The organism is Amycolatopsis ultiminotia (genome assembly GCF_039536925.1).
GTDB classification, from domain to species: Bacteria; Actinomycetota; Actinomycetes; order Mycobacteriales; family Pseudonocardiaceae; genus Amycolatopsis; species Amycolatopsis ultiminotia.
This window is the reverse complement of sequence record NZ_BAAAZN010000027.1, coordinates 98,076-107,101: the sequence shown is the minus strand read 5'-3', so window position 1 is coordinate 107,101 and position 9,026 is coordinate 98,076. Positions and strand designations below refer to the sequence as shown.

The following is a 9,026-nucleotide window of genomic DNA, read 5'->3' as shown; positions in this document are numbered from 1 at the left end:
GATGTGGCTGCGGTGAAGCGTGCGGTGCAGGATTCGGGTGGGGTGGCGCATGAGTGGCACAGCCGGATGAACATCGAGATGGCGCTCGGGTTCGACACCTGGATGCGCAAGTACGGCATCGAACTGGTGCTCTGATCCGCGCCGAGCGAGGGCTGAAGCGATGACTGGTGAACTGGTCCTGCGGACCTGCGGGGCTCTGGTATTGGCTCTGTTGCTCGGCGCAGGCGGCCGGTGGGTCGCACGGGTCGCGCGCCAGCCGGAGGTGATCGGCGAGATCACCGGCGGCCTGATCATCGGGCCGGTGGTGCTTGCCGTGGCAGGCCGTTCCGGCCTCGCGGCGGTTTTCCCGCACGAGGCGCTGGCCGTGCTGAAGATCCTGGGTGAACTGGGTCTGGTGCTGTTCCTGGTGCGGGTGGCGCAGGAACTGCGCGTGGCATTCGCGAGCAGGGCGGAGAATTCGACCGGCCGGACGGTCGGCCTGATTGCCGGTGGCGCGTTCGTCCCTGCCGTCGCCGCCGGACTCGCATTCGCCGGATACCTGGTGGCGCAAGGGGATCCAGCACTGCGCGGCACCGCACCGACGCCGGCGTTCGTGCTCGTGGTGGTGATCTGCCTGACCACCACGGCGGTTCCGGTGCTGGCGCGGATACTGGCCGACCGCAATCTGCTCGGTTCGGCCGAGGGCTCGCTTTCGATGGCCGCCGCGGTGCTGAACGACGCGGTGAACTGGCCGATCCTGGCGATCGGGCTGGGACTGGCAAGCGGCCGGATGTCCGGTGCGCTGATGGCGCTCGCGGTGCTCGGCGGCGGGCTGGTCGTGGCCGCGGGACTGAGCCGGGTGCTGTCCACCGGCGTGGTGTCCGGCTTCTGCCTGCGCCGGCCGTGGATCGTGGCGGTGCTGCTCGCGGTGCTCGCCTGCGCGGCGGCCGAGGTCACCGACGAGTTCGGGCTCACCACGATCCTCGGCGCGTTCCTGGTCGGGCTCGCGGTGCCGCCGGAACGCACTGCCGGACCGTGGGCCCGGGTGGTCGGCGGGATGGCCAAGGCGAGTTCGAAACTGGTGCCGTTGTTCTTCGTGGTGGCCGGCGTGACCGTGTTCACCGGCCCGTTGGGGTCGCTGTCCTGGGTGACCATCGTGGCCGCGCTCGTGCTCGCCGTCGCAGGCAAACTCGGCGGTGGCTACCTCGGTGCCCGGCTCGGTGGTCAGCCTCCCGCGATCGCGCGCCGGATCGGGGTTCTGCTCAACACCCGCGGACTGACCGAGATCATCGTGCTGCAGGCCGGCTTTGCCGCGGGCGTGCTGCCGCCGGCGTTGTACCTCACGGGTTTGGTGATGGCGCTGGCCACGACCGCGCTGACCGGTCCGTTGCTCGGCCTGCTGGACCGGGTCGACGCCGTCCGGCGACGGAAGGCCCCAAGCGCAAGGGAGGACCCAGCGTGAGCGAGTCCGGTGCCCCGCCCGCAACCCTTTCCGCCGGCGGGTTCCGCGGCATGATGGCGGCTTTCCCGAGTGGCGTCGGCGTGGTGACCGCGTTGGACGAACAAGGCGAACCCCGCGGTATGACGTGCTCGTCCATCTGCAGCGTCACCCTCGAACCGCCGACCCTGCTGGTGTGCCTGCGCTCGGTGAGCCCGACCTGTGCCGCGGTACTCGGCCGCGGCCGGTTCGCGGTCAACCTGTTGCATCAGGATTCCCAGCCGATCGCGGAACTGTTCGCCTCCGGCGACCCGGCCCGTTTCGAACGGGTGCACTGGCGTGCGGACGAACTCCGCGCCCCGCACCTGCCGGACGACACACACGCGGTGGCCGACTGCGTGGTGACCTCGTACCACGACGTCGGCGACCACACCGTGGTCTACGGCGAGGTACTGGACGTGACCCAAGGACCACCGGCCCGGCCGTTGCTCTACGGCCTGCGCCGATATGCGACGTGGCCGCACCAATAGCGGCTTGTGCACGGAAAACAGGAGAGGAACCCATGCCCTACGCTGCCATCACCTACGACATCGTGGGCGGCCACGAGGACGAGGTCGCCGAGGTGTTCGCGAACTTCCGCCGCCCGACCTCCGCGGTCGTCCCGGAAACCGGCGACGCGTCGGAAACCCGGATCATCGCGACTGCGGTCTTCATCCGCGACAGCCTGCTGGTCCGTTTCATCGAATACGAAGGTGACCTGGAAGCGGTGGCCCGTTTCATGGCCGCCCAGCCGGGGGTGCAGGTGGTCGAGGAGAAACTGGCGCCCTACCTCCGAAATCCCCGCGACACGTCCACTGTGGAGGGATTCCTGAAGACGTTCAAGAGCAGCTTGCTGCGCTCGGTCAGCCAGCTGTCCGCAACCTCCCGAAGCTGAGCCCGCTCACCCGAGAAGGCCCTTGCCCGCCCGGGGCAAGGGCCTTCATTCGTGGCGGGAAGCCCGCCCCGCAAAACAGGACGGACCGCCGTCGCCACCCGCAGCAGCGAGCCCGGTTGCGGCTGCGGAATCGGGGAGCTGCCGCAGCAGCCGAGCCCGCTTCCGTGGTACGTCAGCGGGCTCGGTCACGTCCGAGCGGTCGTGCGGCCGCCTCCGCGTCACGGTCTGCCGGGGCCCGGCTGCGTCAAAGCAGCCGGGCGGCCTCCGCCAGCAACTCGTACTGTTCCTGCCATCCGGTTCCCTCGATGGCGACCACGACCTGTTCCACCCCGGCGTCCCGGTGCTTTGCCAGGCCCTCCGCGGTTTGCTCCGGGCTTCCGCCCACCACGACCTGGCGCGTGTGCTCCAGCGGGAGCGAGTACGCGCCAGCCAGGCTTGCCGCCATCACTTCGACTGCGTCCGCGGAAGGGGTCCGGGTGATGCTCGCGTAGATCATCGTGCCGATCGACGGGACCGGGCGGGCCACTTCGTCCGCCAGTTCGCGCAGCCGGGCGGCGCCGGTCCGGATCTGGTCCGGGGTGCTGATCGTGGTCAGCCATCCCGTGCAGTATGTCGCGGCGCGGCGCAGCGCGCGTTCCGAACGGCCGCCCACCCAGATCGGGGGCATCGGTACCGCCGGGCGCATCGTCACCTCCGGCTCGCCGGGCAGTGACGACAGCTTCGTCGGCGTGCCGGACAACAGCGCGGGCAGTGCGGCGAGCAGGTCGTCGGTCCGCCGTCCGCGTTCGGCCAGCGGCACGGCCGAGGCGGACCACTCCTCCGGCCACTTCGCGCCGACGCCGACGCCGAACTCGAACCGGTTGCCCGACACGTACTGCAGCGTCCCGACCTGCTTGGCGACCCATGCCAGCGGACGCGTCGCGGCCAGCAGGACCGAACAGCCCAGCCGGACCCGCTCGGTCACCGCGGCGGCCACGCCGAGCGCGACCATGCTTTCCAGCAGTGGTGCGCCGCCCATGGTCAGGTGGTCACCCGCCCACAGCGAGCCGAGCCCCACCTCCTCGGCGTGCCGGCTCACCACCCGCAGGTCGGGCAGGTCGTTGCCGAGGTGCCCGATGGTGGGCAGCAGGATCCCGACGTCGAAAGACATGGTGCTCCTTCAGTTCCGGACCGCGGTCACGAGCGTGTCGTAGGCACCGAGCGGCCGGTGCGTGAACCGGCCGAATCCGGCCGTACGGGCCTGCTCCTGCAGCTCTGCCACGGAGTAGGCGCCACCGCCGTCGGTCATCAGCATCAGGCTCAGGCTGGCCACCAGGTTCTCCCGGTTGTCCGTGCCCGCGACCAGCATCCGGTCGTACACCAGCAGCTCGCCACCGGGTTCGAGCGCGTCGGCTGCCTTGCGCAGCAAGGTGAGCCGCTCGTCGGCATTCCAGTCGCTGAGCACGTGGCCGCAGATCACCACGTCCGCCGCCGGCAGCCGGTCGGTGAAGAAATCGCCGCCGTGGAACGAGGCGCGCTCGCTCAGGTCCTGTTCGGCCATGTGCCGCTCGAACAGCGGGCCCATCGGCGGCAGGTCGAAAACCTGCCCGGTCAGCCCCGGCCCGGCACGCAGCACGTGCGAGAGCAGATTTCCCCGGCAGCCACCGACATCCAGTACCCGGCGGTGCCCCGACCAGTCGAACGCGCCGGCCAGCAGCGGGCCGAGGGTCTCGTTGAGCCCGTCCATCATCTGGGCGAACTGGGCGAGCGCGCCCGGGTCCTCGATCATCTTCGCGAAATCGCCACCGGCTTGTGCGGCACCGGTGCGCAGGGTTTCGCCGAGATTCCCGTACGCCGGATACAGCGTCCGGCCCGCGCCGATCAGGAAGCCGCCGACGAACTCGTCCGCACCCGGTACCAGGTGCCGCTGCGCGCCATCGGCGTTGCGGAAGACGCCGTCCTCCTCCACGAGCACCCCGATCGAAACCAGTGTGGCGAGGAAGTGGGCGAGACCGCGACCGTGCAGGTCCAGCCGGTCGCGGATCTCCGCAGTGGTCGCGGGCCCGTCCTCGAGTTCGGCGAACAGGCCCAGTTCGACCGCGGTCAGCAGCACCTTGGCGTCGCAGAAGAGATTGCCGAACCGGAGCAGTCCGGCTGCGGTCTGCACGTCCGGTGCCACGGAAGTCTCGGAAGCTGACGAGGTCGACATAGCGGGTGCACCCTCTCTGCGCCACGGGTTGTGCGCGGAGCTTTTCCACCCGCGCTGGAAGGGGCCTCGATTTGCCCGCAGTACCCCGGCTTGACGCCGCCTTGAGCCTGCGCTCAGCCCCGCGGCCCAAGTTCGGGCCAGCACCTGCTCGCTTGAGAAGCTGGGAGAGGACACCGTGACCACGACACCTTCGACCGACACTTCGCCCTCCGTGGTCGACTACCCGTTCCCGTGGACGCCGCCGATGGCCATCCCCGACGGCTGGAAGACCCTGCGCGAGCAGGCCGTCCAGCCGATCCGGCTGCCGAGCGGCGATCCGGCGGTGCTGGTGACCCGCTACCACGACGTCAAGGCGCTGTACTCCGACCACCGCCTCAGCCGCAACACCGGCCGGCACCCGACTTCCCGGATCTCGCCGAACAACGTGATCTTCGACGACCCGGAGGTGGACAGCGACCCGCCGCGCTACCTCGCCGAGCGCCGGCTGGTCGCGAAGGCGTTCAGCGCCCGCCGGATGGAGAGCCTGCGGCCGTTCGTGTGGGAGGTGGCCCGTGAGCTGATGACCGCGATGCAGGAGGGTCCGCAGCCTGCCGACCTGATGGAGTCCTTCGCCTTCCCGCTGCCGATCCGGGTGATCTGCAAGCTGCTCGGCGTGCCTGCCGAGGACCAGGCGAAGTTCCGCCGGATGGTGGACGGCTTCCTCTCGGTCACCAGTCTCCCCGCCGACGAGGTCGAGCGCTGCCGCACCGGACTGTGGAGCTACCTCGGCGAGCTCGTCGAGGCCAAGCGCGCCACCCCGACCGACGACCTGACCAGCGAGCTGGTGCAGATCAGCGACGCGGACCCGGAGCGGCTTTCGGACCACCAGATGGTGCACTGGCTGCAGTCGCTGCTGATCGCGGGCTACGTGACCACCGCGACGCAGATCGGCTGCAGCCTGGCCTACCTGCTGCACCGCAGTGAGGTCACCGACCAGATCCGCAACGACTACTCGCTGGTGCCTTCCGCGGTCGAGGAACTGCTGCGCTACCAGATCATGGGTGCTTCGCTCGGTTCACTGCGCTACTGCCTGGAGGACATCGAGCTGTCCGACGGTTCGATCGTGCCCAAGGGCGCCACGGTGCTGCTGTCGGTCGAGGCGAACCTCGACGAGCAGCAGTTCAAGTGCCCGATGGACCTGGACATCCGCCGTAACCCCAATTACCACCTGTCCTTCGGCTCCGGCATCCACTACTGCGCAGGCGCGCCGCTGGCGCGGATGGAGCTGCAGGTCGCCACCGAAGGGCTGCTCCGGAAGTTCCCGCAGCTGAAGCTGGATCTGCCGGGTGAGCAGCTGCAGCGCGACGTCGGCAGCTTCCTCGGCGGGTTCTCCGAGATCCCGGTGCGCTGGTGAGCGAGATGCGCATCCGGGCCGAAAACGAGCTGTGCGTGGTCAGTTCGATGTGCGTGTACCGGGTGCCTGCCGTGTTCGACCAGGACGACGAGGGCCGGGTGGTGATCCTCGACGAGCATCCACCCGCCGAACTGGGCGAGGACATCCGCCGGGCGGTCCGCGGGTGCCCGGTCGGCGCGATCTCGATCGAGGAGCCGGAGGAGCCAGAAGAAGCGGACTGAAGAACACCCGGGTGGCTCAGCCGCCCGGGTGTTCTTCTGCGCGCACTACGCGGCGGCGCGCCACGCCGCCTCGACGAAGTCGTACTCGTAGGCGATCGCGCGGCCGAGCTGTTCCAGCAGCACCTCGGCGGATCCGGAATCGGCTTCGTGCTCGTCGATCAGGGTCAGGAATTCCTCGATCAGCGCCACGTACTCCTTGCCCGGGTACATGATTTCGATCAGCTCGTGGTAGCGCGTTTCCGGCTTCCGCAGCTGGATCAGCTCGTCGGTGACCAGCTGGTACAGCCATGCGGACGGCAGCGTCGCACCGAGTCCGGCGGCGAGCGGGCCGGTCGTGGCGGCAGTCAGGAAGTGCACGTAGCCCAGGGTCGCTCCGGCGATCGCCGGAGCGCCGGCGGCACCGTCCGGCAGCCCGAATTTCTCTGCCATGGCCGGGAAACCGGCGGCCGAGCCGGCCGAGCTGTCGAACGAGATGTGCGCCATCCGGCACAGCAGCCGGGCGTGCTCGTTGCGCTGCGCGGTGGCTGCACAGCGGGAAAGCGCGCGGGCGTAGGTCGGCAGGAGGTGGTGTGCGTCCTGCCGGCACAGGTGCGAGAGCGACTCGGCGGGCAGGGTGCCATCGAGCAGGCCCCGGTAGTACGGGTGCTCGAGCAGATCCTTCGCCCCCGCGGTGATGAGGGCGGTCAGCTCGGCCCGCAACGGACTGGATGCGTGTGCGCTGGTTGCCATGCCGGCACGGTGGCGGGTGGTTCTCGAAGCCGAGTCGAGCCGGGATGACCGAGCGAGCTTCGAGGTTCCGCCGAGGACCGGGCCCGAGCGTGGAGCGTCGAGTGGCCCCGGTGAAGGAAGGCAGGAGCCAGATGCGGGTCTTGTTCGTCACGTGGGCGTGGCGCTCCCACCTCTACGCCATGGTGCCGCTGGCGTGGGCGATGCGTGCCGCCGGACACGACGTGCTGGTCGCGAGCCAGCCGGCGTTGCTGCCCGAGATCGAGCGCACCGGCCTGCCGGGGGTCGCGGTCGGCACCGACGTCGACGCGGCCGGGATGGTCCGCGGTTACCTGCTGCCCTCCGGTGCAGCCGGGCCCGGTGCCGCGAAACCGGCGCCGCGCAACGGAAAAGGACCGCGAGCACTGCAGATGGTCCTCGCGAACGCCGAATCGATGACTGCCGATCTGGTCGAGCTGGCCCGCGGCTGGGGTGCCGACCTCGTGGTCTCCGAACCGACCGCGCTGGCCGGCCCGATCGCCGCGGCCGCGGCCGGCGTACCCGCAGTGCGTCACCTGTACGGCACCGACCTGATGCTGCGTGCCCGCCCGCTGCTGCCCGACGCGCTCGCACCGCTGGCCGCCGCACACGGAGTGTCCGATGTGGACCCGTTCGGGGTCGCCACGATCGATCCGACTCCGGCGAGCCTGCAGGTGCCGGTGGACTACCAGCGCATCCCGGTGCGGTACCTGGCCTACGGTGGCGCGCAGGCCCGCCCGGCGACCGCCAGGCGAACAGCCGGACGGGTGTGCCTCACCTGGGGGCACACCATCTCGGAGGTCGCGCCGGAGCGATTCCTGCTGCCGCGGGTGCTGTCCGCACTGGCCGGAAGCGGACTTTCCGTGGTGGCCGCGGTGTCCACGCGGCAGCGTGCGCTGCTCGGCGACGTGGACGAAGGCGTCGAAGTCGTGGTCGACACCGCGATCGACGACGTGCTGCCCGGTTGCGATCTCGTGGTCGCGCACGGCGGCGCGGGCACCGTGCTCACCGCCGTCCGCAACGCCGTTCCGATGCTGCTGATCCCGCAGCTGCCCGACCACACCGGGCACGCCGGGCGCGTTCTCGCGACCGGGGCCGGTGAGGTGCTGGCCGCGGACGAGGCGAGCGGTGAGCGGATTCGCGAGGAGGCGCTTCGGCTGATCTCCGGTGACGGGCCGCGGACCGCGGTTGCCGCGCTTGCCGGGGAAATGCGCCAGGCACCGGCGCCGGCGGCCGTCGTGGCACGGCTGGAAGAACTCGCCATGTCGAAAGTGGATGACCGGCAATCCTGATGAGGAGAGAGAAATGGAACTGGATCTCAAGGGCCGCCGTGCGGTGGTCACCGGCGCCAGCCGGGGTATCGGCCTGGCGATCGTGCAGGCGCTTGCCGCCGAAGGCGTGCAGGTCGTCGGCGGTGCCCGCACGATCAGCCCGGAGCTCGCCGACGCCGCGACGCACCCGCTCGAGGTTGATCTGAGCACTGCGGACGGTCCGGGCAAGCTCGTCGAACACGCGCTGTCCGAACTCGGCGGGGTGGACCTGCTGGTGAACAACGTGGGTGGCCGCAGCGTCTCGGCCGGCGGCTTCCTCGACCTGGACGACGAGGGCTGGCGCAAGGGGTTCGACCTGAACTTCTTCAGCGCGGTCCGCGCGATCCGCGCCGCGTTGCCCGAGCTGCTCGAGAACAAGGGCACGATCGTCAACATCAGCTCGGTGAACGCGCACCTGCCGGTACCCCGGCTGGTCGAGTACTCCGCGGCGAAGGCCGCACTGACGAGCCTCACCAAGGCGCTTTCGGAGGAGTACGCCTCGCAGGGCCTGCGGGTCGCGAGTGTCGCGCCGAGCGCGGTGCTGACCGACACGTGGACCAACCCGCTGCGCGCGGAAAAGATGGGCATGACCGTCGAGCAGGTCGTGGCCGCCGTGCCGAAGTGGATGGGCATGAGCACGGGCAAGGTCATCCACCCGGAAGAGGTCGCTTCGGTGGTGCTGCTGCTCGCGTCGGACCGGGTGCCGAATGCGGTCGGCGCCGACTGGCTGCTCGACGGTGGCACGGTCAAGTCGGTCTGACCGGCAACCGCGACGACCACGGGGGCCTTCGGCGCAGAGCGTGCCGAAGGCCCCCGTTC

The 9,026-nt window shown here is 70.1% G+C and carries 10 protein-coding genes; 7 read left to right on the top strand and 3 right to left on the bottom strand.

The features are described from left to right. Nucleotides 1-160: 160 nt before the first annotated feature. From ABD793_RS39085 to ABD793_RS39075, 3 genes are read left to right on the top strand one after another with little or no spacing between them, the layout of a single operon-like run. Complete coding sequence (locus tag ABD793_RS39085; RefSeq protein ID WP_344868640.1) at nucleotides 161-1,441, top strand: cation:proton antiporter domain-containing protein; 1,281 nt, start codon at nucleotides 161-163, stop codon at nucleotides 1,439-1,441. Then, nucleotides 1,438-1,947, top strand: a complete 510-nt coding sequence (locus ABD793_RS39080) for a flavin reductase family protein (RefSeq protein WP_344868638.1) — start codon at nucleotides 1,438-1,440, stop codon at nucleotides 1,945-1,947. Before ABD793_RS39085 ends, ABD793_RS39080 begins: the two co-directional genes overlap by 4 nt. Nucleotides 1,948-1,979: 32 nt before the next feature. Further along, nucleotides 1,980-2,351 carry a SchA/CurD-like domain-containing protein gene (locus tag ABD793_RS39075; protein ID WP_344868636.1) on the top strand — a complete coding sequence of 124 codons (372 nt, stop codon included), beginning with the start codon at nucleotides 1,980-1,982 and terminating at the stop codon, nucleotides 2,349-2,351. Between the two features lie 244 nt (nucleotides 2,352-2,595). On the opposite strand, the gene ABD793_RS39070 is transcribed toward ABD793_RS39075, so the two are convergent. Further along, nucleotides 2,596-3,501 (bottom strand): LLM class flavin-dependent oxidoreductase, encoded by a 906-nt coding sequence (locus tag ABD793_RS39070; protein ID WP_344868635.1) that lies wholly within the window; start codon nucleotides 3,499-3,501, stop codon nucleotides 2,596-2,598. Between the two features lie 9 nt (nucleotides 3,502-3,510). After that, the gene (locus tag ABD793_RS39065) at nucleotides 3,511-4,539 is read right to left on the bottom strand and encodes a methyltransferase (protein ID WP_344868633.1); all 1,029 of its coding nucleotides are present in this window, start codon (nucleotides 4,537-4,539) and stop codon (nucleotides 3,511-3,513) included. A gap of 175 nt (nucleotides 4,540-4,714) precedes the next feature. On the opposite strand from ABD793_RS39065, the gene ABD793_RS39060 reads away from it, so the two are divergent. Both ABD793_RS39060 and ABD793_RS39055 read left to right on the top strand, forming a co-directional pair. After that, on the top strand, nucleotides 4,715-5,932 hold the full coding sequence (locus tag ABD793_RS39060; protein ID WP_344868632.1) for a cytochrome P450: 1,218 nt from the start codon (nucleotides 4,715-4,717) through the stop codon (nucleotides 5,930-5,932). 5 nt (nucleotides 5,933-5,937) lie between these two features. Next, nucleotides 5,938-6,153: a ferredoxin gene (locus tag ABD793_RS39055; protein ID WP_344868648.1), complete on the top strand. Its 216-nt coding sequence runs from the start codon at nucleotides 5,938-5,940 to the stop codon at nucleotides 6,151-6,153. 45 nt (nucleotides 6,154-6,198) lie between these two features. On the opposite strand, the gene ABD793_RS39050 is transcribed toward ABD793_RS39055, so the two are convergent. Then, nucleotides 6,199-6,882: a TenA family protein gene (locus ABD793_RS39050; RefSeq protein ID WP_344868631.1), complete on the bottom strand. Its 684-nt coding sequence runs from the start codon at nucleotides 6,880-6,882 to the stop codon at nucleotides 6,199-6,201. A gap of 131 nt (nucleotides 6,883-7,013) precedes the next feature. Here ABD793_RS39050 and ABD793_RS39045 point away from each other — a divergent pair, with 131 nt between their 5' ends. Both ABD793_RS39045 and ABD793_RS39040 read left to right on the top strand, forming a co-directional pair. Next, the gene (locus tag ABD793_RS39045; protein WP_344868630.1) at nucleotides 7,014-8,189 is read left to right on the top strand and encodes a nucleotide disphospho-sugar-binding domain-containing protein; all 1,176 of its coding nucleotides are present in this window, start codon (nucleotides 7,014-7,016) and stop codon (nucleotides 8,187-8,189) included. A 13-nt stretch (nucleotides 8,190-8,202) separates the two neighbouring features. After that, nucleotides 8,203-8,967 (top strand): SDR family NAD(P)-dependent oxidoreductase, encoded by a 765-nt coding sequence (locus tag ABD793_RS39040; protein ID WP_344868629.1) that lies wholly within the window; start codon nucleotides 8,203-8,205, stop codon nucleotides 8,965-8,967. Nucleotides 8,968-9,026 lie beyond the last annotated feature (59 nt).

Excerpts from the sequence above, each read along its gene's own strand:
- ABD793_RS39085 (WP_344868640.1), top strand. The coding sequence starts at position 161 with ATGACTGGTGAACTGGTCCTGCGGACCTGCGGGGCTCTGGTATTGGCT.
- ABD793_RS39075 (WP_344868636.1), top strand. The coding sequence starts at position 1,980 with ATGCCCTACGCTGCCATCACCTACGACATCGTGGGCGGCCACGAGGAC.
- ABD793_RS39070 (WP_344868635.1), bottom strand. The coding sequence starts at position 3,501 with ATGTCTTTCGACGTCGGGATCCTGCTGCCCACCATCGGGCACCTCGGC.
- ABD793_RS39065 (WP_344868633.1), bottom strand. The coding sequence starts at position 4,539 with ATGTCGACCTCGTCAGCTTCCGAGACTTCCGTGGCACCGGACGTGCAG.
- ABD793_RS39055 (WP_344868648.1), top strand. The coding sequence starts at position 5,938 with ATGCGCATCCGGGCCGAAAACGAGCTGTGCGTGGTCAGTTCGATGTGC.
- ABD793_RS39050 (WP_344868631.1), bottom strand. The coding sequence starts at position 6,882 with ATGGCAACCAGCGCACACGCATCCAGTCCGTTGCGGGCCGAGCTGACC.
- ABD793_RS39045 (WP_344868630.1), top strand. The coding sequence starts at position 7,014 with ATGCGGGTCTTGTTCGTCACGTGGGCGTGGCGCTCCCACCTCTACGCC.
- ABD793_RS39040 (WP_344868629.1), top strand. The coding sequence starts at position 8,203 with ATGGAACTGGATCTCAAGGGCCGCCGTGCGGTGGTCACCGGCGCCAGC.